Raw genomic sequence first — 25,334 nt, 5'->3', positions numbered from 1 at the left:
GGAGCTTTGGAAATCCTCAAGTGCTGTCTTTAAAAAGCGTGTCGCTGTGCAGCAGGCGGCATTGATCGCCCTGCAGATCCAGCACCGCCTGCTCGGGCAGACCGATCACTCCCAGACCCGAGAGGAGCACGTGAATCGGTGCCAGGGGGTCGGAGGGCAAGGGACCGGCCATCGCTCCGCCCACCACACGACGAGCCCAGCCTCTGCCGCCTGAGACCGCGGCGGCCTGCCGGTCGAGCCACACCAGTCGATGCGGTGCCAACGCGGTGGCTCTGACTGCCGGGCCGTTGAGGCCAGGAATGGCATCCAGTCGCCAGCTGCGGCAGCTGTCACCGTCTTCCAGCAGCAGATCGAGATGGCAGCCGCGCGGGTCGTCCGGAGCTCCGAAATGCTCCAGCAGCACGTAGCGCAGCGGATGCGCACCCATGGGTTTCCTCCGGCAGTCACCACCCCTACCCTGCGTGAGGCCGTGAGCACCGTCATGGATTCAGCACCATCCCCTGCCGATACGCCTGAGCAGTCGCCCGATCTGGCGCATCGGTTCCGGGATCGCTTCGAGTCGCTGGTGCCCGACATCCAGCGGCGCTGGCCCGAGGTGACCCAACAGGCACTGGAGGCCACGCGCGGCAGTTTCGATGAGGTGGTCCAGCTGCTCTCAGAGCACAGTGATCGCGCCGGCAATGTTGTCAGCATTCAGCTCGAAGAACTGCTGCATCAGGCCGGAGATCGCACGAAGCATCTGGCCGACAGCCTGGATCCCTTGGAGGAGCAACTGGAGCATCTCCTGGATGAGCTCAACCAAACCCTGCGGCCCAAGATCGAGAAACCCGTGCGTGAGCGTCCGTTACTGGCTTTGGCGGTCGCGGCCGGTGTTGGTGTGCTGGTGGGCGCCATGATCCGCGGCGCTGGGAGGTCCTCATGAGTGAACTGCCGCGTCAGCAGGAGCCACGACCCCGCGGTCTTGGCGCTGCTGCCAGGGTCACGGCGCTGGCGGGGTCCGTCATGGATCTGCACGTGCGCATCGCTCTGCAAGAGGTGGACCGCGAGAAACGCCGCCTGATCAGCGGTGGCGTCTTCTTGGCCATGGGTGGAACGCTGATGCTGCTCGCCTTGGTGACCGCGGAAGCAGCCCTTCTCGTGTGGATGCTGGAGGCCGGAGGCTGGTCGCTGTTGCGATCACTGCTCACGTTGGCAGTGTTGAACATGGCCGTTGCTGGCGTCAGTCTGCGCATCGGTGGACAGGTGCTGAAGGGGCCCTTCCTGCCGCAGACGCTGGATGGTGTCACCAAGACGATTCGTGCACTCCTGGGCAAGATTTGACCCCTTCAGGGCGTCGCGGCTTGTTCGCTTGAAGGGGCCCGCAAGCCGTAGTGCAGCCAGCGGCAATCGATGCCGCCGTTGCTGACGGGGATGCGTTTGGAGGCTTTGAGCCTCAGGGCCCCCGTGAGCGAGCGGTTTCCGCTCAGCAGCCATAGCTGCCACCCCGCAGCGTTCTGTTTGGCATAGGTGCCAAGGTCGCGATAAAGGGCTTCGAGTTGCTGCTCATCGCCGATGCGATGGCCGTAGGGGGGATTGCAGACCAGAACACCGGGTGATTCCGGCAGTGACTGATCCAGAAAGTCACCGGTGCGGATGGTGATGCATGCCTCCAGTCCTGCGGCTCTGATGTTGTCCCGCGCTTGATCCGCGATGTCTGGATCCTGTTCAAACCCCACGATCGGAGGAAGGGTGTGTGGCTCGCGCTGCCGCGTTCGGGCGCGATCGCATTCCCGTTGCCAAAGCTGTTGATCGAAGTCGGCCCATCCCTCCAGCGCGAACTGGCGGCCGAGACCTGGGGCCTGTTGGAGCGCCGTGAGCGCTGCTTCGATCAGCAGGATGCCCGAACCGCAACAGGGATCCACCAAGGGCGTTGATCCATCCCACTCGGTGAGCCTGATCAGGCCTGCCGCCAGGTTTTCCTTCAGTGGAGCCGCACCCATGGCGGCCCTGTAGCCGCGGCGGTGCAAGCTGCCGCCGCTGCCGTCGAGGCTGAGCACGGCATCGCCTCGACCAAGGTGCACCTGCAGGGAAAGGTCTGGATCGTCTAAGTCAACGGAGGAACGTTCACCCCACAGGTCGCGCTGCTGGTCCACCAGCGCATTTTTCACCTGCAACGCTGAATAGTGGCTGTGGTTCAGTCCAGGCGCAGTGCCGGTCACATCCACCCGGAAGGTCATGGAGGGATGGAGCCAGCGCTCCCAGTTCAGGGCCCGGCGGATGCCGTCATAGAGATCGTCTCTGCCCTGACAGGGGAAACGGGCCATCTGGCGCAGCAGCCTGAACGGCAATCGGGCCTGCAGGTGCAGCCGATAGAGGCAGGCCATGTCGGCCTGGAAGGCGGCAGCACGTCGGAGGGGTCGCACGTCATGAGCGCCAAGGGCTTGAAGCTCCTCGCAGCCAGCGTTTTCCAACCCCTGGGGCAGCACGGCGACTGCGGAGATCCGGTTTTCACGACCCAACGGCTGTGCTCCCGGTCTCCACTGCTGTCAGAATGACAGGGTCCGGTTTTCCGGACTAGGTGATCCACACCAGTGTTTCGGACAGCGGTTCGATTCCGCTCAGCTCCATTCCCCCCTCATGGGGCTGCAATGGTTTCGACGGGGCATGAGGAGGGTGACTGAAGCCTGCTCGGTGAGAGCAAACCCGTAACTGCGAACAACATCGTTCGTTTCTCCCGTCAAGCAGCCCCTGTTGCTGCCTGACCCAATAAGGGAGATGGGGTGAGGTCAGCCTTATCACCCAATTGACCCGCGGGGGCTGGAAGGCCCCCTCAAACATTCCAGGACAGGCGATCTCGGAGGTCGCCTTTTTTAGTGCTCAGGGGTCTGGGACTTCCCGGTGGACATCCCGAGGGTGTGGACATCGTCGTGGAGATCTAGTCGGGTGTTGGTCAACGCCACGTCCAGGCGATCCAGCACCATCGCCGCCATCAGCCTTTTGCTGTTCCAGGTCAGGTCGGCCAGCAACAGTCGCACCGTTGTCTCTGCCACCTCGGGGTCACCGGTGGCCAGGCCATCAAGCCATGGGCCCTCAAGCCTTTCCAGATCCGCCACACCGCGCAGAAACGTCCTCTCGACGTTGGTCGTGGCGGTTCCCAGCATGGGCTTTTGTTGGCAACGCTTCAGTTTGGCGACGGTGCTCACCACCAGTGCGTTGACTACAAATGCACCCGGTTTAGAGCTGCTTCTCGTAGGCAACACCTCGGTAGGTAAAGCTCACAACTTTTTTGACCGCCATCTGTGCCTTCAAACGATTGAGGACGTACTCCCCCCTCCTGTACTGCATCAGGTGGAAGCGTTCAGAACGTTCAGCGATCAAGGCTCTCTACCCAGAAAGCGGGATAAAAGCATCGATTCGCCGCGTCAAATCTGAAGCTCAGTGGAAGTTCTGACTGGGCTGGCGTCGGTGTCCACCGCCAGTCCGATAGATACAAAAAAAGCCCCCCGTAGGGACGCTCGAGTTTCAGGATTCCAGGGATTTTTGATTCGCCGCCGGTGGTCTGAGATCCACCGTGCAGGGTTGCTGCTGGTGATGCCCAGATGCACCGCCAACGCCTTTCCACTGCCGTGTTCGGCAATGGCTGCCTGATCAGGGCTGTAGCCAGGCCACAGCACCATGGCCAAGCGCATACCCAAGGCCAAGGCACAGGCGGACGACTTGCCAGCACCTGGCGAAAGGCAGCGGTGTCGGTTTCCTGCTCAGTGAGACCACATCAGCCAGGAACAACACAGGGCTGGCTGGTGAATGCTTTAGAGGAGCTGGTGGTGCAATTCAAACCCGACACCCCAACGAGCTCCTGATCGATCACCAATCTGGAGTTTTTGTGGGGCTGAGTAGCGCTCGATGGAGCGACCAGTAGCGTGAGCTGTCTGGTTTCAGCGGGGATCAGCCGCTGGAGGAAACGGGGAAAGAACGGTGCGAATCCGTCACTGTCCCGCAGCTGTGAAACGTCGGCTCTCCACCGATGTCAGTCAGAACGCCCGCCAGGATTCCAAACGACGCGGATCGTATGAACGCTTTGACCAAAGCCAGCCCGATGCTGAGGGCTGGTGTGATCTCCATTGCGGGATTGCTCACCCTTTCCCTGTTCAACCCGGTCCATGCCCATCACCCGTTCGGCATGGGAGACAGCACAGACCTTTCGGCTCTGCAGGGTTTGTTGAGTGGCATTGGCCACCCCCTGCTGGGTCCCGATCATCTGCTGTTTCTGCTGGCCATCGCTTTCATCGGCTTGCAACGTCCCCGAGCCTGGGTGATTCCTCTGCTGGCCGCTGGCCTGGGCGGGAGTGTTGTGTCGCAGTTCATTCCCCTGCCGGATGCCGTGGCTCCCTGGGCGGAAGCTCTGGTGTCGCTCAGCCTGGTTGTTGAGGGTTTGATGGCTCTCACCGTGGCCTCCGCCAGTTGGCTGCTGCCGTTGGTGGCCCTGCACGGTTTTCTCTTGGGCAGCACGATTGTGGGTGCCGAACCCACCCCTCTGGCGACCTATTTCCTGGGTCTGCTGATTGGCCAAGGCGCATTGCTGCTGGTGGTGACTAGCTGGTCCCAGTCCTTGCTGGAGCGCATTGGTGCCCAGGGGCAACGCCTTGGTGCCGGCATCTGGATGGGCATCGGCATGGCCTTTGCCTGGGTGGCCCTGATCGACTGATCACGAGCAGGTCGTTTCACAGCTTTTGACCTCAGAGATCACCTCTGGGGCTTTTTTTTATACCTACAAATGAAACTTTTCAAGCAACTGCTGGTTGCTCCCGCTGCCCTGGGTCTTCTGGCTCCTGTGGCCGCCGGTGCGACTGAAGTCAACGTTGCCGGTGTTGCCGACTACGCCTCGAGCTCTTCAGGGAGCAGCCTCGAGCAGGTCACCAGCATCACTCAGTTCTCTGATGTCTATCCGACGGACTGGGCTTATCAGGCTCTGAGCAACCTGATCGAGCGCTACGGCTGCGTCGCTGGCTATCCCAACGGCACCTACCGCGGCAACCGTGCGATGACCCGCTTTGAAGCGGCCGCACTGCTGAACGCTTGTCTCGACCGCGTCACCGAAGTGACCGATGAGCTGAAGCGCCTGATGAAGGAGTTCGAAAAGGAGCTCGCCATCCTCAAGGGCCGCGTGGACGGTCTGGAAGCCCGCGTTGGCGAACTGGAAGCAACCCAGTTCTCCACCACCACCAAGCTGAATGGAGCCGTCAACTTTGTTGTTGGTGCCAACACCTTCAGTGGAAGCGCCGATTTGCTGGTGGATGACAACAAGCAGATCTTCGGTGCAACTACGTTCAATTACGACCTGCAGCTGAACCTGGACACCAGCTTCACCGGGAAAGACTTGCTGCGCGCCACCTTGCGGAGCGGCAACTTTGACGGTGACTCCAACAGTTTTGGTGGAGCCGGTCCCAGCAGTTTGTCATCGCTGGAAGTGGCCTTTCAAGAGGAAGGTGGACCGAATGTTGTGGGGATTGATCGCCTCTTTTATCAAGCCCCATTCGGTGACGTCACCTTCACCGTCGGCGGCCGTGTCGGGCAGGAAGACATGCTCGCCATCTGGCCCAGTCTCTACCCCGCCAGCACAGTTTTGGATGTGCTCACCCTTGCTGGAGCACCTGGCGCATACAACAAAAATCTGGGCGCTGGTGCTGGCCTGTGGTGGCAGAAGAACGGATGGGCAATCAGTGCCAATTACGTGGCTGCCAATGGGGCGAACTCAAACCCACAAGACGGTGGGATCGCCACTGATGGAGCAGCTGGCACTGGCACCGTTCAGATCGGATATGCGGCTGAGCAGTGGGGCCTGGCTGCGACTTACTCCAGCATCCAGAACGCCAACGATCTGTTGGTGTATGCCACGAACTTTGCCCTCGAGAGCTTCAGCAATCCGGGCAATACTTCTGCATTTGGGCTGAGTGCTTACTGGCAACCCGCTGAAAGGAGCTGGATCCCGTCGATCAGCACCGGCTGGGGAATTAATTCCACTGCTTATAGCAATGCTGTGAACGATGAGGGGCTGGTGAGTATCAGCCAATCGTGGAGCGTTGGACTTGAATGGAGTGATGCTTTCTTCCAGGGGAACGCCTTGGGAATGGCCGTTGGCCAGGCTCCTTTCGCAACCAGCCTCAACAGTGGCAACACGCCCGATGACGGCAATTATGCCTGGGAGTGGTGGTATAAAGTCCAGCTCACAGACAATATTAACGTCACACCTGCACTCTTCTATCTGAGCAGGCCATTGGGAAATAACACGCCACAAGGGCGTAGCTTTCAGCAACTCGGAGGCTTGATCAAGACCAGCTTTAGTTTTTAGGAAGACTGGGATTAACCCAGAGGCCCCCGATGAACATTGGGGACTTCTCGGTTTGGCTGAGTGTTACGCATTGGGGCTGAGAAACGCTGCCGACCGTTGCTATGACTGCTGAAGCGACCACGCCAACGATGTCGAAAGAGCAGCTGAAGGCCTTTCTCTAAAAGGTTAAGTGTGATGCCAGTCTTCAAGGCCGACTAAAAGCCGCGAAGTCATCAGATGATGTGGTGTCGATCGCTAAAGAACATGGTCATGAATTCACCGTTGAAAAGATCGTTGAACTCAGTGAAGAGGAGCTAGAAGGCGTGGATGGTGGAGGAGGTACGAATCCCAGATACAATGGAGCTTGTGGGGCAACTCGTGGATATGGAATTTTTTGCAGGGGATGAGAGTTGAGCAGGCTTTTTGGCGAACTTAAGCCTCTGGAGTCATAGGGAGTGCCTCGATGATCATTGTCTATCTCCCGGTAAAATATTGACACCGTCAGCGTTGGTGGGTCTTTTTTATTGCCTGCGAATGCGATGTTCTGGCATGAGTTTGTTCGTCTCTATGAGGCGCTTTCAGTACCAATCTGTTTGGAGATTGGTATTTTTGTGATTTTCGGATTCATCTACTCGTCGATTTGTTGATAGGCTTTTAAAACTTTGTTATACATTTCATAGACGCCGTCGGATGAAATTCCGCTAACAGCCAATGAGCTGGCGCCATAGTCTGAATTGCAGCTGACCGCTAATGCATAAGGTCCTTTCTTTGTGTATCCATAAAAGTCTTGCATTCCTTTGCCCCTGACGACCTCATTGGATTCCGTAAAGCCCGCAATCTTTGCGACTTTCGTTGCTCTTTCGATACAGCGTTTATCGCTGATACCTTGAAGCCAGCCTGCTGTCATCACAGATGTGTTGGCTTCAGCAGGTCTTGTTGGTAGGAAAAAGATTCCGAGAAGTGTAGCGGCTGCGATTGTGTTGGGGATTTTCATCCGACTGATTTTGGCCTTGTGGTCATCGTATCGCTCAATCAACTGGAATTTCTCTAGCTAATTTGTGTCTTGGCTGACGCCTTTGTTCCCTCGGCAGGGTTGCTCTAGCGGCGGATAGCACGGCACTGCCTCCATATCAGGAGTCGCCTCGGCATTGCTTTACTGCGGAGTGCTGCAAGCAACAGCGCGGGCTGAGCACCTCATTCAAGATGGTCCGAACCACGATCGCTTCATGGCATCCAAGTTTTTCCACGTGCATCATGAGTTCCGTGCTGGCAAAGCGCAGCAGTGGTGGGAGACCGCGCAAGCAGCGATGGCTCCCGGTGGTGGTTGGGACGAGGCAGTCGCTCAAAATCTCGAAGCGGGTTTTTACAACCACGCGTTCTGCCCTGTTGGACCTGAGGGTCCTGCCTTCTGCATCTGGGAAGTTCGCGAGGGCATCACTGCGGAGCAGTTCCAAGAGTTCATCGATGGCCCCAATGGCGTGAATTTTGGATTGGGTGCATGGATGAACATCTGCAGGGAGATCAACGTTGAAATGGCAGGGAATCCTCCCTATCCAAGGAAGTTCTGAGTATCCGAGAATCACGCATGCGTGAAGACCATGGCTCCTACCAGTTCCTGAGCAGAAACGTTCAGGCATTGGTGGATGCCATGAAACTCGATTGTGGATCTAGAGCTGCGCGCACAGCCACCCGAAGGTTTCACCGAAACTCAGTCTGAAGTTCATCGATATGGTGATTGATGACACATTTTGCTTGATTTCGCTTCGGTTACGACTGATGTGTTGTCTGGCTGGCAAATATGGCCTTTGATGAACTAGATCGCACGACCCGGTACATCGTTGATGCCAAGGCGCGGGCCAGTGCATTGCTCGATGAAGATTCTCCGAGGCTGACGGCGCTTGAGAAAGCGATTTGGGTGAAGTTAAAGCGGGATAGACGTCACGCACCCAGATGAGGGAGGGACATGGGTGATGCTGTCCCTCAGTTGAGGGATGGCAAGTGCCTTTTGCGGCTATCCAAGTCTTGATGTCGATTGTTTTTGCGAATGCGTTTCTCGCCGCTCTTGTCGTTCTGATCTGAATTTCGAAAGAACACCTGGCTCACTTTGTTGTTGGCATTCCTGTTTGATCTATGAAAAGGCTGTAGCGTCCAACGCGGTGGAATGAAAGTGGATTGGTATTGATCCGTACGTAGCTTTTTCCTTGCTCAGCGGCGAGAAACTTAAAATTCCAATTTTTGCTCCAAACCTGAACGTTTCCCAGGTTTTGGCGAAAGTCACACGGAAAGATTTCTACCAGTGCGTTGTCTCCGTATTTTTCGAGCTTGCACTCGGCTTTGACGATTTCTGCTTGAGCTGGGCTGAGCAAACTGAGCAAAGACAGGATCGCTGAGCTGGCAATGGTCCTTAGCATTGGCGATTCGTATCAGGAAGAAAGCTTGCTTGAGATGCTGTTCGTTTTTGGTCACAGTGGGATGCGCCAACAGCTGCATGGGTGCAGCGGGATCAGCTGTTGTCCCCTTCAGCAAGTTTGCGGTGCGCTTTCTCTGCTTTCTTGATGATCCTCTGTGCTTCCTCCCGAGACAGGCAGTCCTGTGCCTTCAGCTGCAGCTTCTTGAGTTTGCGGTGTTGCTTGGCGGGATTCAATGGCTTGCCGGCCTTTCCTTAAGAGGAAGTTAAGCACCTCAGGTCATGGTCTGGAAGCCCCTGTCTCTGCGCATGGGGGCCTGTTTGGCCATTGCGGAGCCCTATTGGGCCATGTGTGAAGCCCGCTTTCTCTGCAGGGATCTGGACGCTGATGTGAGGGGGGAGGCCCAGGTCATCTCGCGGTGATCATCGAGTTCGAGTCTCTTTCCGCTGCCAAGGCAGCCTCCTTGCGGTGTTTCCCTGCCCAACATTGACGAGAGCGATCACCCTGGGCATTGGAACGCATCCACTCGAGGGTTTCCTCTGTCACGGCTGGCTGTTGCGATAATGCATGTGCATTGTTGTTGCCTAGAGCAATGAATCGTTCTCAGGCTGATATTGGCATTGCTTCATTCGGTTGTTGTTTTGTCTGTCTACCCTTCGGTGCTTTGGTCGCGATAATTTGTGCCTATTAAAATTCTCTGGGCAGCATTCAGGCCTGGCTTTCTTTGTTGGCTCGCGACAGGCTTGCCAAGATTTGCTATGAAGGATTGTGTGTATGAAGTGCCGGAGACGTATGCGACTTGCTCGATTCATCCCAGTGTTCGCCGCTGTTCTGACGTTCCAGTCGAATGCGCTTCATGCGTCAAGTGTGAAGGCGACCGGAAATATCAAAGATGAGTTTCAACGCGCCCAGGCTTGTGATTACACCAAGGCTGAGTTCATTAGTGATGTGGGTGTGTTTGCTGATGAGAAAGTGAGGTATTGCATCAGTTCTGATATGAAGGAGTTGATCTATGTGATGGCAATGGGGACCTCATGGGTTGTTCCTTTCAATCGCCAATATCGTGCTGATGGTTTTGTCAATTACGTCACTTTAGAAGAGGATCGCCTTGTTCTCTATCAGAAGGAGAATGGTGTGGTGAGGCGGAAGGTCTTGGGTCGCCGTCGCTGATTAATCGCTTCAACCGCTGCGTCGCTGCGATCAGCGTCACCAATCGGTGGTTCTTGCTGATTCCTGATTTTCTGACTGGCTGCCTCCTTCGCTACCTCGCTTTTGTGGGCATGCAAGCGGGGTGGTTGATGCGGTTCTTGCATCGACAGAATGCGTTGATCAGAGCTGCTGATTGGTGGTCTCTTGTATCAGTGGTAACCATCATTGTGTAGCGCCCTGAACGTCTTAGGGCGTCTCTGGGCGAGTACAAACGCATCAACCGTTTTTGATGAAATGCAGTTGATGCAATATCGAGCTGTCAAGTATCCCCGTGCTCCCCGTGTCCAGGAGTCCAAGCAGCACCTTCTCGTTTACCGGGGCGTCGAATATAAGACGCGTCTCTCTGAGGGCCTCTGTCAGCAATCCGGTGTGCAGTCTGTGCTTCCGTTTCCGGCCGCTGCGAATGAGTCTCTGGCTGCTTGACTAAGTCGCAGATCGGAATGATCACCACAGCGCTTCGATATTTGGAGTGCTGTGGTTTTTTGATGTCCAGACGTGATCTGGACTCATGAATTGGGTGGTTGTTGCCGTCTCTTCGGGCCGGTTCTCAAGAGCCAGATCCATAGCGCCATCAAGGTGGCGACGGGAAGGGTGATCACCAGCAGCTGGCTGATGATCAAGGCTCTGACTTCCGGGTCCATGCTTGGTGTGTTCTCGCTGTTTTCCTAGCCCAGTCCAGGAATTTCAGTTCCTGGGTTCATCATCTCTGAATCAGGCCATGCCCCTTGGCCGAAGAGGGCGTCGCCGATGCGTTGAAGCAGGCTTTTTTCCTGACTGAGCTCCTGGCGAACGCTCCATTCAATTTCTTCCAGTTGGCTCGCATCCAACTCGAGCGCCGCGATCAGTTCCCGGTAGGCGGTGCGCTCCTGGGAATTGATGTCTTGTTCGTCGCCAGGATTTCTGGACACACCTGCCACCAGAGCAGCAATCCGAGCGGCTAGGCATCGGTCTCCAGCGGTTGTCAGGTGCTGGGCCAGTGACGTCAGGCTCGGAAGCGATTGTCTGTCGATCCCCGCTTCGGTCTCGAGCCCCAGTCGTTTTGGTAGTTCCATGATCAGTTGCTCCTCCTGCTCAGAGATCGAGCCATCGCTGAGGGCGATCACCTGGGCAATCATCAGCAGCGTCGAATGGCTGGATGCATGCGACATGGAGAACTGATTGGCATATTTCTCCGAGTCTGCAGCCAATTGCGTTCGGATCAACCGTTCAGCCAGCGGTCGGCCTGTTGAAGGGCTTCAAAGCGTTCGTCAACAAGATCGTGAATGCCGAACTGGGCCAGGCGTCGTTTGACCTTTCCCCTGGCACCTGTCACGAGCACCCGACGGTGGTTCCGCTCGGCTTCTTCCACCATGCGTTCGATGGCCAGGCTTGCCGTCACGCCGAGGTGAGGAACATCGGTGATGTCCAGCAACAGGATTTTGTATTGCCGCACCAGCATCATCCGTTCGCTGATTCCCTTCGCAGCTCCGAAACTCAAGGGTCCATGCAGGTGGAACAGGATCAAGTCATCGCCACAGCGCTCCAGCAGTTCTTGTTCGTGCGTGGACAGATGAGCCGTGCCGGTGTCCATGCTTCCCAGCTGATGGTCGGTGATCGATTCGATCGTGAGCAGGTTGGCCACAAACATGCCAACCACAACCGCACCGATCAGATCCCAGAACACCGTCATCAACAGCACGCCCCACATCACCAGCGCTGTTTTCATCGACAGGCGATGGGCTCGGCGTAGGAAGCCCCAATCGATGATGTCGAGCCCCACTTTGATCAGGATTCCCGCCAGCAAGGCCGTTGGGATGCCCTCCGCCAATGGGCCTGCTCCCAGCAGAAGAAGCAGCAAAACGATCGAATGGGTCATGCCGGAGAGGGGTGTGCGTCCTCCCGACTGGATGTTGATCACTGTGCGCATGGTGGCTCCCGCACCGGGGAGCCCGTTGAACAGACCTGCGACCGTGTTGGCGATGCCCTGACCCACCAACTCACGGTCGGAACGATGGCGGTTGTGACTGATGTTGTCCGCTACCAGGGAGGTCAACAGGGAGTCGATCGCACCCAGCACAGCCAACACCAGGCCAGCCCGAAGCAGAAGTGGCCAGTGCTCCTGCCAGTTCGGAAGGTTGAAGCTCAGGCCCCCCCCGGGGATGGTGCCGATGCGCGCTAACCCTTCCGGAAACACCAACAGCGACAGCGGTGTGATCAGAACGAGGGCCAGAAGTGGTGAGGGAATCCATTGGCTGATCCGGCGCGGGGTGGTGAACACCACCAACAGGGTCACCAGACCGACGATCAGAGCTGCTGGATTCGGATCGAAACCACGGATCACCATTTCCAGTGATTGCAGCACTCCGCCTCGGCTGTTGATCCCCAGCAAGGGTCCGATCTGCAGGGTGAGGATGATCACCCCGATCCCCGACATGAAGCCGGACACCACCGAATAGGGAACCAGCGTGATGTAGCGCCCCAGCCTGAGGACGCCCATCAGGATTTGCAGCAGTCCGCCAAGCACCACGGCGGTCATGACCAGCGGCAGCATTTCTCCATCCGCCAGATCACGACTGGCACCGATGGCCGCGAGCGTGCTCACCACGCCGGCAACAGTGACGCTCATCGGGCCGGTGGGCCCACTCACCTGAGCCGGCGTGCCTCCGAACAAGGCGGCCAGAAAGCCGGTGATGATCGCCCCATACAAGCCATAGATGGCCCCGCCGGGACCAAGGGCTGCATTGCCAAAGGCCAGAGCCAGCGGCAACGCCACGACGGCTGCTGTGAGTCCTCCGGTCAGATCACCTCGCCAGTGCTGTCGGCTGAAGCCAACGAACAGGGCAGGCCGGCGCACGGGCATGGCGTTAAGGGCTCGGACTCATGTCCGACCAGCGCTCCAGTTCCTCGAGCGATTGCACCCCGACGCGACGCTCTCCGTTGGGCAGGATCCAGGTGGGGAACGCGCGAATTTCAGCGGTCTGACAGGCAGCGGCCTGAATCGGAAACTCATCGGGTTTGGCGCATTCCACGTAAGGAAGGCGGTTGACGGCATCCCCGAAGAGACGACCTTGGTATTGGCAGGCTGAACAGCGCCAGGAGCCGTAATAGACAACCTTGGATGCCTTGAGGTGATCTGCCAGGGCAGCAGGATCAGGTGCGGCGTTCACAGCCACGTTGTTCAGGGCAACCGAGCTGGTTCCGGCAAGGGCCGCCAACAAGAGAGATCTGACCATGGCCAGAATGTACGTGCGCTCCGACGTACGGGCATCCCGACTCCCGCTTCGGTGCCGAACCCCGGACGGAACTGGGACACTGGTGAATATGTGGAGCCCTCAGGGCTGAGCGATCACCATGGCCGGCAGTGGCTACCGCGACTACTTCAAGGTGCTGGGAGTGGATCGCGGTGCCGACGCCGATGCGATCAAACGCGCGTTTCGCAAGCTCGCGCGTCAGTACCACCCTGATGTGAATCCCGGTGACAAGACGGCTGAAGCGAAGTTCAAGGAGGTGAGTGAGGCCTACGAGGTGCTCTCTGATCCAGACAAGCGCCGTCGTTATGAGCAGTTCGGCCAGTACTGGAACCAGGCGGGGGCTGGCGCGGGAGCGGGGCCCGGTGGCTTCGACGTCGATTTCGGTCGCTACGGCAACTTTGACGACTTCATCAATGACTTGCTCGGTCGTTTCGGAGGACCTGGCGGCGCTGGGTTCGGCGGAGCGCCCGGTGGCTTTGCCGGTGGTGGTTTCCCGGGTGGCGGCTTCCCCGGTAGTGGTTTCGGAAGCAGTGGTTTCGGAGGCGGTGGTTTCCCTCGCGGCGCTTCCCGTCCGCCGGTCAATCTCGATGCTGAAACCAGCGTGAAGGTGAGTTTTGGTGAAGCCTTTCGCGGTGCTGAGAGAACCCTGTCGGTGAACGGTGAGAGGGTGCAGGTGCGCATTCCTGCAGGCGTCAAGACAGGATCCCGTCTGCGTTTGAAAGGCAAAGGCAATCTGCAGCCTGGCACCGGCCGTCGCGGCGACCTCTATCTCAACCTTGAGGTGCAAGGTCACCCGGTGTGGCGTCTTGATGGCGATCAGCTCCGCGGCGAACTGCCCGTGTCACTCGATGAGCTGGCGCTCGGTGGCACCGTGACGGTGATGACTCCCGATGGTGAGGCCGAGGTGTCGATTCCCGCAGGGACAGCACCCGGACGCAGCCTTCGCTTGAAAGGGAAGGGTTGGCCGATGAAATCGGGCCGTGGCGATTTGCTGCTCAGCCTCAGCCTGCGCTGGCCGAGTGAGTGGTCTGAAGAACAGCGATCCCTGTTGGAACAGCTGCGGGGCGCACGTCGTGAAGATCCGCGTGGAGACTGGCTACAGAAGGCCCGTCTCTGACAGGGAGGCCGGTGTTTGACGCCTACGATCGCCCTCCGTAGAGCCACTCCCGTTGATGGACATCACCTATCGCCCTCGCCGTCTGCGCCGTTCACCGGCGTTGCGTGCCATGGTCAGGGAGACGGGTCTGTCTCCTGCCGATTTCATCTATCCCCTCTTTGTGCATGAGGGCGCGGACGTGCAGCCGATCGGTGCCATGCCGGGTGCCAATCGTTGGAGCCTGGATCAACTCACCGGTGAGGTGAAGAGGGCCTGGGATCTCGGTATCCGCTGCGTGGTGCTCTTCCCCAAGGTGTCGGAGGAACTCAAAACTGAAGACGGCGCCGAGTGCTTCAACGAGAACGGCCTGATTCCTCGTGCTATCCTCCAGCTGAATCAGGAGCTTCCCGAGATGGCGATCATGACTGATGTCGCGCTCGATCCCTATTCCTGCGACGGACATGACGGCATCGTCAGTGAGCAAGGAGTGGTGCTCAACGACGAAACCATTGAGTTGCTCTGCAAGCAGGCGGTGATGCAAGCCCGTGCCGGTGCTGACCTGATTGGCCCCAGCGACATGATGGATGGGCGGGTTGGTGCCATCCGTGAAGCGCTCGATGACGAGGGCTTCCAGCATGTGGGAATCATCAGCTACACAGCCAAATACTCCTCGGCCTATTACGGCCCTTTCCGTGAGGCGCTCGACTCAGCTCCCCGCGCTGCAGGCAGCAAACCCATCCCTAAGAACAAGGACACCTATCAGATGGACCCCGCCAATGCCCGGGAAGCCATCACAGAGGCTCAGCTGGATGAACAGGAAGGTGCCGACATCATGATGGTCAAGCCTGGCTTGGCCTATCTCGACATCATTCACCGCCTGCGGGAGGAGTCCGAGCTGCCGATTGCCGCTTACAACGTCAGCGGTGAGTATTCGATGGTCAAAGCCGCAGCGGAGCGTGGCTGGATCGATGAGCGCGCAGTTGTGCTGGAGACCCTGCTCAGTTTCAAACGGGCTGGCGCGGATCTGATCCTCACGTATCACGCCTGTGATGCGGCGGAGTGGTTGAAACAGGGATGATGTGGCCGCCCACGGCCCTCGCACTTGAGCCGTGGATCTGACGCCGTCATGGATGGTCTTGCGTCTTGCAGGGCCCTCCTCTCATTGAGGATCCAGCGCCCTACAGAATGAGCCGATCTCGCGAGCTCATTCATGTCTGCGGTGCAGCGCCTGGGTCATGTCGCTATCCGCGTCAACGACATGGAACGTGCAGTCGATTTCTACACCGATCTCGGCATGCGCATGGTGTGGAAGGCCGATGACTGGTGCTACCTCGAAGCCGGAGACTCGAGGGATGGCCTGGCTCTGCTTGGACCGAACTACAAAGCTGCCGGTCCGCATTTCGCCTTTCACTTCCGCGACCGCGCTGAGGTGGATGTTGTGCATGAACGCCTGAAGGCTTCCGGTGTGGCGGTGGGGGCTGTGCACGACCACCGCGATGGAACGGCATCGTTCTATTTGCGTGACCCAGAAGGCAACTGGCTGGAAATGCTTTACGAACCTCCCGGAGGGATCCCCTCCAATCAGCCAGGTGCGACGACGACCGCTTGATGTCTGCTTTCGAGGAAACCCTGGAGCTGCTCGAGTGGCCGCGGCTGTGTGAGCACTTGTCCACTTTCGCCAGCACGGTCCAGGGCCGTCGCGCCTGTCGCGTCGGTGCTCTGCCGGAGTCGTTGCCCGCCAGCTTGCTGCTTCAGGCCAGAACGTTGGAGATGGCCGCTCTGGATGGTCTTCTGGAGGGCGGGCTGAGTTTCCAGGGCGTCAGTGATCTGGCCCCGATCTTGCTGCGCTGCAGCAAAGGTGGTGTCGCGTCCGGCGAAGAATTGCTGGCGGTGGCTGAGACCCTCGGGGCTGCCCGGCGATTGCGACGTCAGATCGATGATCCGGACTTGCGCCCCCACTGCACGGCACTGCTGGTGGATGTGGCCACCCTGCCGGAGTTGGAGCAGCGCCTCAAATTCGCGATCGAAGAGGGGGGGCGCGTTGCGGACCGTGCCAGTGCGTTGCTTGAGGGACTCCGTCGCCAATGGCAGGAGCTTCGCGCCCGGCGTCGCGACAAGCTGCAGGAGGTGATCCGGCGCTGGGCGTCCCATCTGCAGGACACGGTGATTGCGGAGCGCCATGGTCGCCCCGTTCTGGCGGTCAAGGCCGGAGCCGGAGGTCAGTGTCCCGGCATGGTTCACGACAGCTCCGCCTCCGGCAACACAGTGTTCGTGGAACCCAAGTCGGTGATCGATCTCGGCAATCGACTGGCCGATCTTGATGGCCGCATTCGCGAAGAGGAGCAGCGGGTGCTGGCGGAGCTCAGTGCTGCTGTGGCCGAGCAGGTGGATGGGCTGCAGGCGCTGATGGTGGTACTGCTGGAGCTGGATCTGGCGTTGTCGCGCGGTCGTTATGGCCAGTGGCTCGGCGCTGTGCCTCCAACCTTGGAGGCTTCAGAGGATGCGCCGTTCACCCTCAAGGATCTCCGTCACCCCCTGTTGGTGTGGCAAGAGCGCAAAGAACAGGGACCTGCCGTGGTGCCGGTCAGCGTGGATGTGTCCTCCTCTCTGCGGGTGGTGGCGATCACTGGTCCCAACACCGGCGGCAAAACAGTCACCCTCAAGAGTCTGGGCCTTGCCGCACTGATGGCCCGTGCTGGCCTCTGGCTCCCTTGCAGTGGGATCCCGACGCTCCCCTGGTGTGCTCAGGTGCTCGCTGACATCGGTGATGAACAGTCCCTGCAGCAAAGCCTCTCCACCTTCAGTGGCCATGTGAAGCGCATCGGTCGCATCCTCGCGGCGGTGGGTTCCGGTCCGGCGCCAGCGTTGGTGCTGTTGGACGAAGTGGGTGCAGGAACGGATCCCAGCGAAGGCACGGCTCTGGCGACAGCCCTGCTGCGCGCCCTGGCGGATCGGGCGCGGCTCACCGTGGCCACCACTCATTTCGGAGAGCTCAAGGCTCTCAAATACAGCGACCCGCGCTTCGAAAATGCGTCCGTTGCGTTCGACAGCGAGACCCTGTCTCCGACTTATCACTTGCTGTGGGGGATCCCTGGACGCAGCAATGCCTTGGCGATCGCCACCCGGCTGGGTCTGGAGACGGGCGTGATCGAGCAGGCCCGCAGCCTGTTGTCACCCGGTGGAGAGGGGGAGGCCAACACGGTGATCCAGGGCCTGGAGGAACAACGGCAGCGCCAACAGGCGGCCGCTGAAGATGCCGCCGCCCTGCTGGCGCGCACCGAATTGCTGCATGAGGAGTTGCTTCAGCGTTGGGAGACGCAGAAGCGTCATTCCGCTGAACGGCAAGAACAGGGCCGGCAACGACTGGAGACCTCCATCCGGGCTGGCCAGAAAGAGGTGCGCCAGCTGATTCGTCGCCTCCGTGATGATCAGGCAGATGGTGAAACCGCGCGCAAGGCTGGCCAGCGCTTGCGCAAACTCGAGGATCGTCATCGCTCGACCCCAGAGCGTCGAAAGCATCAGGGGTGGCGCCCCCAGGTGGGGGATCGCATTCGTCTGCTCGCCCTAGGCAAAGCTGCTGAAGTGCTCGCTGTTTCCGACGATGGTCTGCAACTTCAGGTGCGTTGCGGCGTGATGCGCAGCACCGTGGAGTTGTCGGCGGTGGAAAGTCTTGACGGGCGCAAGCCCGAGCCACCGCAGGCCCCTGTGGTGCAGGTCAAGGCCAGGCGGGGCAGTGGTTCGGCGGGGGTGCGTACGGCGCGCAACACCGTGGATGTGCGTGGCATGCGCGTGCACGAAGCTGAGGCCGCTGTTGAAGATGTGCTGCGGGGTGCCAACGGACCGGTTTGGGTGATTCACGGGATCGGCACAGGACGGCTGAAGCGTGGGCTGCGGGACTGGCTTGGATCCCTGAATTACATCGATCGTGTGGTGGATGCCGATCAGGGTGATGGTGGTGCCGGCTGCAGTGTGATCTGGATGCGCTGAATTCCGCCATCCCGTTCAGCTCCGCTCAAACTCAGCCTGGCTCAATTCAGCTCGGGCAGCACCGGCTCGGCGTCGTTCAGGCGGCTTGCCACCGGTGGGTTGATGGCGCTTCCGTGCTGATCGAACAAGCGCCATCCGCGCGGATCCGCTTCAAGGTGGATCACCGCCCCAGCCACCGCATCAAGGCCGGGCTCGGCTCTCACCTGCACCAGGTGGTTGCCATCGAGCAATCGACAGGTGATCAGTTGTTCATTGCCAAGAACTTCGCTGTGGCTCACCTCCGCCGGCAGATTGCGGTTGGTGGCGGGAGCCACCCGCAGTTGTTCGGCGCGGATCCCGCCGCTCAGCTGGTGACCTTCAAAGGGGCCCAGTGCATCCGCCAGGGGTCCCTCCACACTGAGGCGTCGCTCGCCGAGCATCAGCGTCTGGCTTGGTCCCACCTGCACGGGCAGCACATTCATTGGGGGACTGCCAATGAACTGGGCCACGAACAGATTGGAGGGCCATCGGTAAAGCTCCATCGGTGTGCCCAGCTGCTGCAGCCGCCCCTGGTTCAGCACCGCGATCCGGTGCCCCATGGTCATCGCTTCCACCTGATCGTGGGTCACATAGAGGGTGGTGGTGCCGAGCTGACGCTGTAGTTCCACGATCTGTTTGCGGGTGGAACCGCGCAATTTGGCGTCGAGATTGCTGAGGGGCTCATCCATCAGAAACACTGCCGGTTGACGCGCCATGGCCCGGCCTAGGGCCACTCGTTGCTTCTGCCCGCCTGACAACTCCTTAGGACGTCGATCCAGGAGATGTTCCAGTTCGAGTGCGGCGGCCACCTCGTGCACACGTTGTTCCACCCTGGCTTCCCGTTCGGAGTTGTATCGCAGTCGGCCAGGCAGCCAGCGGGTGCTGCGATGCAGCTGATCCTGCAGTTGATCGACGGCGGATCGCTGACGGCTGCGACGCAGACCGAAGCCCAAGTTGTCGCGCACGCTCAGATGTGGGTAAAGCGCATAGCTCTGGAACACCATGGCCACGTTGCGCTTGGCGGGGCGCAGCTGGCTTACTGCTTCATTGCCAACCCAGATTTCTCCGGAACTGGGTGATTCCAGTCCGGCCATCAACCGCAGCAGGGTGCTCTTGCCGCATCCGGAGGGGCCAACGAGCACCAGGAATTCGCCATCGTCGATGTCGAGTGACAGGTTGCTGATCACCTCGACGGGGCCTTCACCACCGCGCGCTGGGTAGCTCTTGCTGAGCGCTTCAAAGCGAACGCCGGCCAAGCTCAATCTCCCGTGCCTTGCGATCCTAGGGTTGGTGGTTGGCCACGACCGAGGCATTTCGTGCAGTTCATCGACCAGGCGCGAATCAGTGTGCGAGGCGGCCGTGGAGGCGACGGCATCGTTGCCTTTCGGCGTGAGAAGTACGTGCCCGCAGGGGGGCCTTCCGGCGGTGATGGCGGCCACGGCGCCCATGTGGTGCTGGAGGCAGATTCCAACCTTCAGACCCTGCTGGATTTCAAATACAAGCGTTTGTTCGCGGCGATCGATGGTCGTCGCGGTGGCCCCAATCGCTGCACGGGGGCGTCGGGCCAGAATCTGATCATCCCTGTTCCCTGTGGCACCGAGGTGAGACACCTCTCCACTGGCATCCTGTTGGGAGATCTCACTTCAGCAGGTGAACAGCTCACCGTCGCCTTTGGGGGGCGAGGCGGTCTCGGCAATGCGCATTACCTGAGCAATCGCAACCGTGCTCCGGAGAAATGCACGGAGGGTCGCGATGGCGAGGAGTGGCCGCTGCAGCTGGAGCTGAAACTCCTCGCGGAGGTTGGCATCATCGGCTTGCCCAATGCGGGCAAGAGCACCCTGATCAGCGTGTTGTCAGCAGCACGCCCCAAGATCGCCGACTACCCGTTCACCACGTTGGTGCCCAATCTGGGCGTGGTGCGTCGACCCACCGGAGATGGCACGGTGTTTGCTGACATCCCAGGATTGATTGCCGGTGCCGCGCAAGGTGCCGGTCTAGGCCATGACTTTCTCCGCCACATCGAGCGCACAAGGCTGTTGATTCACGTGGTGGATGGCGGTGCTGAGGATCCCCTCGGTGATTTGCGTGTGGTGGAGCGGGAGCTTGAGGCCTACGGCCATGGTCTGGTGGATCGTGAGCGGCTGCTGGTGGTCAACAAGCTGGAGTTGCTGGATGAAGCGGGTCGTAAGGAGCTGTCGGCGCAGCTCGAGTTCGCCAGCGGTCAAAAGCCCCTTCTGATCTCTGCGGCGATGGGGCAAGGGCTGGATGCATTGTTGAATCGTGTTTGGGCAGAGCTGGGGGTTTGAGGCCGTCCGTCGCGAAACTTTATGGGCGTGGGCACATTTGCACTTGTGCCTTGTGTTGGCCGTGGCGATAACAGAAACACCGCGAGAACGTCTCATGACTTTCTTCACCTGTTTCGACAACCGTGGTCAACTAATCGCTCGGTGTCAGACGCCTGCTCAGATTGATGCTCTCCGCCGCCGGGGCCGCCCCATTGCTGCTGTCCACGCCATGAAGCCTGAAGAGGCTGTGGTGTGCACGCTCACGGGCAGTCCCGCTGAATTCGATGAAGAGCAGTGATGGCCAAGCCAAAAAAAAGCGGGGCCTCGGCCCCGCTTTTTTTTGATCCAATCTCGAGGTCAGCGACGGCTCAGTCGTCGTAGACGCGGCACTCATCGGCGTCAGGATTGGCTTCGCAGTAGAGCTCCAGAGGGGTGGGGTCGTGGCTGTCGCCAGGATGCTCTTTCTTGTAGTCCTGCAGAGATTCCAGTTCTTCGCTGATGTGGCGAACTTTGGCGTCGTTGCCCTCGGCTTTGGCCGCTTCAAGATCGCTTTGGTCTTTCTTGATGTGCTCGTCGATCGATTTCATGGCAACGCGGCCTGTCCAGGCCGATGGCTACCCGCTCACCATACGGCTGCTGAACGGGGCTGCCAGCACCCACGCATGACAGCTGGTTTCCGTAACAACACCGTTGCAGCATTTTGGTGACCTCGGCTACCAGCAAAGAAGAGTGGGCTGGTGGTCATGGTCAGGATCCGACACCGTCAGGGGCGCCATTTCATGGATGAAGAAGGGCGGATGTTCTGGATCAATGGTCCGGAAACGTTCTGCTATCTCTCCGAACAACGCCAGTGGCGCACAGGTTTGAGTTTTCAAGATGTGCTCGAGTGGAAGCAATGTGCGCCGTCGGGACTGGTGAGCCAGCGGTTCAAATCGGTGCAGGCAGCCTGTGAAGCCTTTGAGCACAACCAGGTGCTCTGGTCGCATGATCTCTATCTGCGCCGGATGGGTGACCAGATGGCGCTCCATCGTTCTGCCTCGGATTACCGGCCGACGGCCATCAAGCTGGCTGAGGCGTCAGGCCGGTCGGTGCGGCCAGCCCCCTGGATCGGTGAGGCTCCGGCTTGCCTGAGCTGCCCGATCCCTTCCATGGCGGAGGGCGATCACCCAACCGCGGAAGTAGCGGATGATCTGCTCCACCCCCGCCGCCGCCGCCGCTCGCTTAAGGAGCCAGTTCACTGAGCTCCAGCCAGCGTTCCTCGCTGTTGTCCAGCGTCTCCAGCAGGTTGGCCAGCTCCTGACTGAGGCTGGTCAGATCGCCTGATCCTGAGGCGATGTCCTGCTCAAGCTCTGTTTTGCGTTGCTCCATCTTGGGCAACTCGCGTTCCAGGGACTCCAGTTCCTTCGACTCCTTGAAACTGCGCCGTCGTGGGCCATCGCTGGGTTTGGGAGAGGTTTTCTTCTTGCCGGACTCATTGGTTCGGCTGCGACTTGCCTGGTCCGCAGCCACTTTCTCCTGCTCTCGGCGGTGATCCAGGAATGCGCTGTAGTTGCCTTCGAAGCGTTCCAGCCGTCCAGCCTCGAAACAGAAGAGGCGATCGACCGTGCGATCCAGGAAGTAGCGGTCGTGTGACACCACCACCACACAGCCCCGGAAGTCCTCCAGCAGGTCTTCCAGGACGCTCAGGGTCTGCACATCGAGGTCGTTGGTGGGTTCGTCCAGCAGCAGCACATTCGGCGCCTGAATCAACATCCGGCAGAGGCTCAGCCGCCGTCGCTCGCCACCCGACAACTTGCTCAGAGGGCTGTGCTGCTGGGCGGGGGGGAACAGGAAGCGCTCCAGCAGTTGCGAGGCGCTCAACTGCTCCCCACCCAGGTCAATCCTCGATGCCGCCTCTTCGACGAATTCGATCACTTTGCGTTCAAGCCCGCGACCTTCGCTGAGGGCATCGGTGTGCTGATCGAGATAGCCCAGGTGAACCGTTTCGCCCAGACGCAGACTGCCGCCAGTGACGTCGCGTCGTCCCGCGATTAGATCCAGCAGCGTGGACTTGCCGCTGCCGTTGGGGCCGATGATGCCGACGCGATCCTCTGGGCTGAAGCTGTAGGTGAAATCCTTCAGCAGCACAGGACCGTCCGGGGTGCCGTCGGCGGTGACCATCAGCTCTTCCGCTTCGATGGCGAGCTTGCCGATCCGTCGGCTCACACTGCTCATCTCCAGCAGGGCACGACTCTGTTTCACCGGCGCTTCGCGCATGGCCTCGATGCGTTGGATCCGGGCCTTTTGCTTGGTGCTGCGTGCCTTCGGGCCTTGCCGGAGCCAGGCCAGCTCTCGGCGCATCACGCTTTTGAAGCGTGCGGCTTCCGCTGCGTCGGCCACCTCCTGCTCCGCCTTGCGTTGGAGATAGGCGCTGTAGTTGCCTTCGATGCTGGTGGCCTGACCGCGTTCCACCTCCACAATCCGTCGTGTCACCCGGTCGAGCACGTAGCGGTCGTGGGTGACCAGCACCACCGCTCCGGGGTAGCGATCCAGCCAGCTCTGCAGCCACTCAACAGCGGCGGCGTCAAGGTGGTTCGTCGGCTCATCGAGCAGAAGCACATCCGGGCTGGCCACCAGGGCCGAGGCCAGTCCCACGCGTTTGCGGTATCCGCCGGACAGGTCCTCCACGGGTCGATGCAGATCACTGATGCCCAGGCGTTGCAGAACCTCCTGGCACTGTTGTTCCAATCCCCAGGCACCCTCTTCATCCATGCGCTCGCTCAGGGCGCCGAGCTCCCTCATCGCGGTGGTGTTATCGGGTTCACGGGCCACGGTCTCCGACACCGCACTGAATCGCAGCAGCAGCTCACGCTTTTCTCCACAACCCGCCAGCACCTGTTCGAGCACCGTCAGGCCTGGCTCCACAAGGCTGTCCTGGCCGACCAGTTCCACGCGCAGCCGCGACGAGCAGCGACGTTCTCCACCCCCTAGGGGTTCCTTGCCCGACAACACCCGCAGCAGGGTGGACTTTCCGGCCCCGTTGGGACCGATCAGTCCCACGCGGTCGTTTTCACGAATGTGAAGGGTGAGGTCCTCGAACAGGGTGCGGATCCCGAAGTCCTTGGAGGCATCAACCAGGCTGATCAGACTCACGGGTTGGCGACTTGGCGCTGGGCGTCCAGATAAGCAAACACGCTCTTGTCCCCCACGTCGGCCGCTGCGTCCATGCCGAATTTGCGCATCGACAGCACCAGGAGTAGCAGGGCGGCGGTGAGCATTAGACCCATGCAGCTGCTGGTGCCGACCAGGCCCGTCAACCGGCCCAGAAGGGCGATGGGAAGCAACAGGGTGAGACCAACAGCTTCTGGGCGTCTGAAGCAGAAAAATTCCTTGAACCCGATGCCGGTCAGTGCCGCAAACAGGGGGCCGACGGCCAGAATCCAAATGGGATGGAAGCCCAGGGTGTCGAGGGCCTGACCCGGAGAGACCTTCCATATCAGCACCAGCCACCCCAGGCAGCCCATCAGCCAGAAGATCTGCAGCGCCTGATGCAGTGGGCGCAGATAGATGTGAATCCACCGCAAGGCCAAGCCAAGCCCGATGCAGAGCGGCATCAGCCAGATCCAGGCCCACTGGCTGCCGATCAGCCACCAGTGGAGAAGGCCTGCGCTCATGGCGATGCCGCTGATGAGCAGGCAGAAGCGGTAGCGCTGCACCTCTGCACGATCCCTCGCGGTGATCGTGAACGGCCCATACACGCCATCGAACTGGGGATCGGCCGTGGTCATGGCTGCGGGATTGGTCTGTTGACCAGTGTGATCAAGCTCGGTCCATCCGGGACGATTCCCCCGGGATTGAGCGGAAAAAGAGCGCCGAAGTAGTCATGACGCCAGGCCGCGGAATCACAGGTGGAGGCGACTCCTGGCAGGTTCAGGAACCGCTGTCTCCACGCCCATAGTGCCGGGAACATCCACAACGGCTGCGCAGTGCAGCCGAACAGGGGGGCGTAGACGCTTTCCCATCGAATCAAGGTGGGAAAAAGCCGCACATCGGCAAGGGTGAGCACCTCTCCGCAGAGCCAGGGTCCTGTTCGACGCAACGCCTCTTCGGTCTGCTCCAGGGCTGCAAACAGGGCGGTGCTGGCCCGCTCATAGGCCGCTTGATGGCGAGCAAATCCGCAGCGGTAGACGCCGTCGTTCACGGCGGGCTGCAACAAGGACTGCCATCGCTCGATGGCGGTTTCCAGGTGGGGTGGCGACAAATCTGGCGCGTCTGCTGCGGCTGGCCAGCGGTTCAGTGCAGCACTGAGTGGGCTGCTGTCATTGCCCAGGAGCCGGGCTTGACTCTGAGGCCCAGCGCCGGGATCCACAAGCACAGGAACTGTGGCCCGCAGGCTCGGTTCGGCGCCGCAGTGTCGATAAAGGTCCAACAGGCTGGAACAGCTCAGCCAACTGGGGTCCAGCCGCCATCGCCCCTCATTGTGATCGGCTGTGGCGGTGAGCACTTGGATCGAATCGCCCAGCCCGCGCAGTTGCACCATCAGCCACACCCGATGGGCCCAAGGGCAGCTGCGACCGATGATCAGTCTTGGGCGCCATGCCGGATCACGTCGCTGCAAATCATCAGCATCGAGAACCATGGTTTGCATCGGCTGGCTCTCAGGGCGCTGGTAGTTCCCGTCGCTGTCGGCGGGTCCAAGGCCGCCCATCAGTTGTCTCCATTGCCACTGCCAGCCCTGACGGACGCTGCGCACCACCAGCGGAGGGATCGACATCTCAACACCGTTTCGCTGCATTGTCCGCCAGGCTGACGGCG

At 59.9% G+C, this 25,334-nt stretch carries 29 protein-coding genes, 1 pseudogene and 1 riboswitch; of the genes and pseudogenes, 16 read left to right on the top strand and 14 right to left on the bottom strand.

Annotated features, from left to right (window positions below):
* Nucleotides 1-16 precede the first annotated feature (16 nt).
* Nucleotides 17-427 carry a hypothetical protein gene (locus tag SynNOUM97013_RS11250; RefSeq protein ID WP_186479868.1) on the bottom strand — a complete coding sequence of 137 codons (411 nt, stop codon included), beginning with the start codon at nucleotides 425-427 and terminating at the stop codon, nucleotides 17-19.
* 54 nt (nucleotides 428-481) lie between these two features.
* On the opposite strand from SynNOUM97013_RS11250, the gene SynNOUM97013_RS11245 reads away from it, so the two are divergent.
* Together SynNOUM97013_RS11245 and SynNOUM97013_RS11240 are read left to right on the top strand one after the other, a co-directional pair.
* A complete protein-coding gene (locus SynNOUM97013_RS11245) occupies nucleotides 482-922 on the top strand; it encodes a hypothetical protein (RefSeq protein WP_186479867.1) in 441 nt (146 codons plus the stop codon).
* Complete coding sequence (locus tag SynNOUM97013_RS11240; RefSeq protein WP_186479866.1) at nucleotides 919-1,320, top strand: phage holin family protein; 402 nt, start codon at nucleotides 919-921, stop codon at nucleotides 1,318-1,320. Before SynNOUM97013_RS11245 ends, SynNOUM97013_RS11240 begins: the two co-directional genes overlap by 4 nt.
* A 5-nt stretch (nucleotides 1,321-1,325) precedes the next feature.
* Here the strand turns inward: SynNOUM97013_RS11240 and SynNOUM97013_RS11235 are convergent, their stop codons facing one another.
* The 3 genes from SynNOUM97013_RS11235 to SynNOUM97013_RS11220 form a co-directional block, all read right to left on the bottom strand.
* Nucleotides 1,326-2,498, bottom strand: coding sequence for a class I SAM-dependent RNA methyltransferase (locus tag SynNOUM97013_RS11235; protein ID WP_186479865.1), 1,173 nt, complete (start codon nucleotides 2,496-2,498; stop codon nucleotides 1,326-1,328).
* A gap of 351 nt (nucleotides 2,499-2,849) precedes the next feature.
* The gene (locus SynNOUM97013_RS11225) at nucleotides 2,850-3,140 is read right to left on the bottom strand and encodes a hypothetical protein (RefSeq protein WP_186479864.1); all 291 of its coding nucleotides are present in this window, start codon (nucleotides 3,138-3,140) and stop codon (nucleotides 2,850-2,852) included.
* 261 nt (nucleotides 3,141-3,401) lie between these two features.
* A complete protein-coding gene (locus SynNOUM97013_RS11220; RefSeq protein WP_186479863.1) occupies nucleotides 3,402-3,674 on the bottom strand; it encodes a hypothetical protein in 273 nt (90 codons plus the stop codon).
* Nucleotides 3,675-3,892: 218 nt separating this feature from the next.
* A riboswitch (cobalamin riboswitch) is annotated at nucleotides 3,893-4,042 on the top strand.
* Between the two features lie 6 nt (nucleotides 4,043-4,048).
* Here SynNOUM97013_RS11220 and SynNOUM97013_RS11215 point away from each other — a divergent pair.
* The 3 genes and pseudogenes from SynNOUM97013_RS11215 to SynNOUM97013_RS11205 form a co-directional block, all read left to right on the top strand.
* Nucleotides 4,049-4,684, top strand: coding sequence for a HupE/UreJ family protein (locus SynNOUM97013_RS11215; RefSeq protein ID WP_255442764.1), 636 nt, complete (start codon nucleotides 4,049-4,051; stop codon nucleotides 4,682-4,684).
* Nucleotides 4,685-4,753: 69 nt separating this feature from the next.
* Nucleotides 4,754-6,328 (top strand): iron uptake porin, encoded by a 1,575-nt coding sequence (locus SynNOUM97013_RS11210; RefSeq protein WP_186479862.1) that lies wholly within the window; start codon nucleotides 4,754-4,756, stop codon nucleotides 6,326-6,328.
* A 173-nt stretch (nucleotides 6,329-6,501) separates the two neighbouring features.
* Nucleotides 6,502-6,714 (top strand): annotated as a pseudogene (locus SynNOUM97013_RS11205) (Nif11-like leader peptide family natural product precursor); the annotation flags it as partial.
* Between the two features lie 221 nt (nucleotides 6,715-6,935).
* Here the strand turns inward: SynNOUM97013_RS11205 and SynNOUM97013_RS11200 are convergent.
* Complete coding sequence (locus SynNOUM97013_RS11200) at nucleotides 6,936-7,301, bottom strand: hypothetical protein (RefSeq protein WP_186479861.1); 366 nt, start codon at nucleotides 7,299-7,301, stop codon at nucleotides 6,936-6,938.
* Between the two features lie 232 nt (nucleotides 7,302-7,533).
* Between SynNOUM97013_RS11200 and SynNOUM97013_RS11195 the strand changes: the two genes are divergently transcribed.
* Nucleotides 7,534-7,875, top strand: coding sequence for a hypothetical protein (locus SynNOUM97013_RS11195; RefSeq protein ID WP_186479860.1), 342 nt, complete (start codon nucleotides 7,534-7,536; stop codon nucleotides 7,873-7,875).
* Nucleotides 7,876-8,406: 531 nt separating this feature from the next.
* Here the strand turns inward: SynNOUM97013_RS11195 and SynNOUM97013_RS11190 are convergent.
* A complete protein-coding gene (locus SynNOUM97013_RS11190; RefSeq protein ID WP_186479859.1) occupies nucleotides 8,407-8,718 on the bottom strand; it encodes a hypothetical protein in 312 nt (103 codons plus the stop codon).
* Nucleotides 8,719-8,996: 278 nt separating this feature from the next.
* Between SynNOUM97013_RS11190 and SynNOUM97013_RS11185 the strand changes: the two genes are divergently transcribed.
* The 3 genes from SynNOUM97013_RS11185 (at nucleotide 8,997) to SynNOUM97013_RS11175 (ending at nucleotide 10,593) form a co-directional block, all read left to right on the top strand.
* Nucleotides 8,997-9,137: a hypothetical protein gene (locus SynNOUM97013_RS11185; RefSeq protein ID WP_186479858.1), complete on the top strand. Its 141-nt coding sequence runs from the start codon at nucleotides 8,997-8,999 to the stop codon at nucleotides 9,135-9,137.
* Between the two features lie 394 nt (nucleotides 9,138-9,531).
* Nucleotides 9,532-9,885, top strand: coding sequence for a hypothetical protein (locus tag SynNOUM97013_RS11180; protein ID WP_255442763.1), 354 nt, complete (start codon nucleotides 9,532-9,534; stop codon nucleotides 9,883-9,885).
* Nucleotides 9,886-10,419: 534 nt separating this feature from the next.
* The gene (locus SynNOUM97013_RS11175; protein ID WP_186479857.1) at nucleotides 10,420-10,593 is read left to right on the top strand and encodes a hypothetical protein; all 174 of its coding nucleotides are present in this window, start codon (nucleotides 10,420-10,422) and stop codon (nucleotides 10,591-10,593) included.
* On the opposite strand, the gene SynNOUM97013_RS11170 is transcribed toward SynNOUM97013_RS11175, so the two are convergent.
* The 3 genes from SynNOUM97013_RS11170 to SynNOUM97013_RS11160 are packed head-to-tail and all read right to left on the bottom strand — an operon-like array spanning nucleotide 10,590 to nucleotide 13,136.
* On the bottom strand, nucleotides 10,590-11,111 hold the full coding sequence (locus tag SynNOUM97013_RS11170; protein WP_255442762.1) for a TerB family tellurite resistance protein: 522 nt from the start codon (nucleotides 11,109-11,111) through the stop codon (nucleotides 10,590-10,592). The two genes, SynNOUM97013_RS11175 and SynNOUM97013_RS11170, sit on opposite strands and share 4 nt — an antisense overlap.
* Nucleotides 11,112-11,122: 11 nt before the next feature.
* A complete protein-coding gene (locus tag SynNOUM97013_RS11165) occupies nucleotides 11,123-12,763 on the bottom strand; it encodes a SulP family inorganic anion transporter (protein WP_186479856.1) in 1,641 nt (546 codons plus the stop codon).
* A 4-nt stretch (nucleotides 12,764-12,767) separates the two neighbouring features.
* Nucleotides 12,768-13,136, bottom strand: a complete 369-nt coding sequence (locus SynNOUM97013_RS11160; RefSeq protein ID WP_186479855.1) for a hypothetical protein — start codon at nucleotides 13,134-13,136, stop codon at nucleotides 12,768-12,770.
* A 118-nt stretch (nucleotides 13,137-13,254) separates the two neighbouring features.
* Here SynNOUM97013_RS11160 and SynNOUM97013_RS11155 point away from each other — a divergent pair, with 118 nt between their 5' ends.
* The 4 genes from SynNOUM97013_RS11155 to SynNOUM97013_RS11140 all read left to right on the top strand — a co-directional run bounded on the left by SynNOUM97013_RS11155 (nucleotide 13,255) and on the right by SynNOUM97013_RS11140 (nucleotide 18,237).
* Entirely contained in the window at nucleotides 13,255-14,271 is a 1,017-nt protein-coding gene (locus SynNOUM97013_RS11155; protein ID WP_186479854.1) for a DnaJ C-terminal domain-containing protein, read from the top strand.
* A gap of 55 nt (nucleotides 14,272-14,326) precedes the next feature.
* The gene (gene hemB / locus SynNOUM97013_RS11150; RefSeq protein ID WP_186479853.1) at nucleotides 14,327-15,328 is read left to right on the top strand and encodes a porphobilinogen synthase; all 1,002 of its coding nucleotides are present in this window, start codon (nucleotides 14,327-14,329) and stop codon (nucleotides 15,326-15,328) included.
* A gap of 132 nt (nucleotides 15,329-15,460) precedes the next feature.
* A complete protein-coding gene (locus SynNOUM97013_RS11145; RefSeq protein ID WP_186479852.1) occupies nucleotides 15,461-15,859 on the top strand; it encodes a VOC family protein in 399 nt (132 codons plus the stop codon).
* A complete protein-coding gene (locus tag SynNOUM97013_RS11140) occupies nucleotides 15,859-18,237 on the top strand; it encodes an endonuclease MutS2 (RefSeq protein WP_186479851.1) in 2,379 nt (792 codons plus the stop codon). Before SynNOUM97013_RS11145 ends, SynNOUM97013_RS11140 begins: the two co-directional genes overlap by 1 nt.
* A gap of 41 nt (nucleotides 18,238-18,278) precedes the next feature.
* On the opposite strand, the gene SynNOUM97013_RS11135 is transcribed toward SynNOUM97013_RS11140, so the two are convergent.
* Nucleotides 18,279-19,511 carry an ABC transporter ATP-binding protein gene (locus SynNOUM97013_RS11135; protein ID WP_186479850.1) on the bottom strand — a complete coding sequence of 411 codons (1,233 nt, stop codon included), beginning with the start codon at nucleotides 19,509-19,511 and terminating at the stop codon, nucleotides 18,279-18,281.
* A gap of 60 nt (nucleotides 19,512-19,571) precedes the next feature.
* Here SynNOUM97013_RS11135 and obgE point away from each other — a divergent pair, with 60 nt between their 5' ends.
* Nucleotides 19,572-20,561: a GTPase ObgE gene (gene obgE / locus SynNOUM97013_RS11130; RefSeq protein WP_186479849.1), complete on the top strand. Its 990-nt coding sequence runs from the start codon at nucleotides 19,572-19,574 to the stop codon at nucleotides 20,559-20,561.
* A gap of 94 nt (nucleotides 20,562-20,655) precedes the next feature.
* A complete protein-coding gene (locus SynNOUM97013_RS11125; protein ID WP_186479848.1) occupies nucleotides 20,656-20,838 on the top strand; it encodes a hypothetical protein in 183 nt (60 codons plus the stop codon).
* A 70-nt stretch (nucleotides 20,839-20,908) separates the two neighbouring features.
* Here the strand turns inward: SynNOUM97013_RS11125 and SynNOUM97013_RS11120 are convergent, their stop codons facing one another.
* Nucleotides 20,909-21,127: a CP12 domain-containing protein gene (locus SynNOUM97013_RS11120; RefSeq protein WP_186479847.1), complete on the bottom strand. Its 219-nt coding sequence runs from the start codon at nucleotides 21,125-21,127 to the stop codon at nucleotides 20,909-20,911.
* 156 nt (nucleotides 21,128-21,283) lie between these two features.
* Between SynNOUM97013_RS11120 and SynNOUM97013_RS11115 the strand changes: the two genes are divergently transcribed.
* Nucleotides 21,284-21,781, top strand: a complete 498-nt coding sequence (locus SynNOUM97013_RS11115) for a hypothetical protein (RefSeq protein WP_186479846.1) — start codon at nucleotides 21,284-21,286, stop codon at nucleotides 21,779-21,781.
* On the opposite strand, the gene SynNOUM97013_RS11110 is transcribed toward SynNOUM97013_RS11115, so the two are convergent.
* From SynNOUM97013_RS11110 to SynNOUM97013_RS11100, 3 genes are read right to left on the bottom strand one after another with little or no spacing between them, the layout of a single operon-like run.
* A complete protein-coding gene (locus SynNOUM97013_RS11110) occupies nucleotides 21,762-23,672 on the bottom strand; it encodes an ABC-F family ATP-binding cassette domain-containing protein (protein ID WP_186479845.1) in 1,911 nt (636 codons plus the stop codon). The two genes, SynNOUM97013_RS11115 and SynNOUM97013_RS11110, sit on opposite strands and share 20 nt — an antisense overlap.
* Nucleotides 23,669-24,307, bottom strand: a complete 639-nt coding sequence (locus SynNOUM97013_RS11105; RefSeq protein WP_186479844.1) for a DUF2301 domain-containing membrane protein — start codon at nucleotides 24,305-24,307, stop codon at nucleotides 23,669-23,671. Before SynNOUM97013_RS11105 ends, SynNOUM97013_RS11110 begins: the two co-directional genes overlap by 4 nt.
* Nucleotides 24,304-25,293 (bottom strand): glutathione S-transferase C-terminal domain-containing protein, encoded by a 990-nt coding sequence (locus tag SynNOUM97013_RS11100; protein ID WP_186479843.1) that lies wholly within the window; start codon nucleotides 25,291-25,293, stop codon nucleotides 24,304-24,306. The genes SynNOUM97013_RS11105 and SynNOUM97013_RS11100 overlap by 4 nt, the downstream gene beginning before the upstream one ends.
* Nucleotides 25,294-25,334 lie beyond the last annotated feature (41 nt).

The sequence above is a fragment of the Synechococcus sp. NOUM97013 genome (assembly GCF_014279815.1).
Classification (GTDB): Bacteria; Cyanobacteriota; Cyanobacteriia; order PCC-6307; family Cyanobiaceae; genus Synechococcus_C.
The sequence above is the reverse complement of the archived record's forward strand: the minus strand, read 5'-3'. Positions and strand labels throughout refer to the sequence as shown.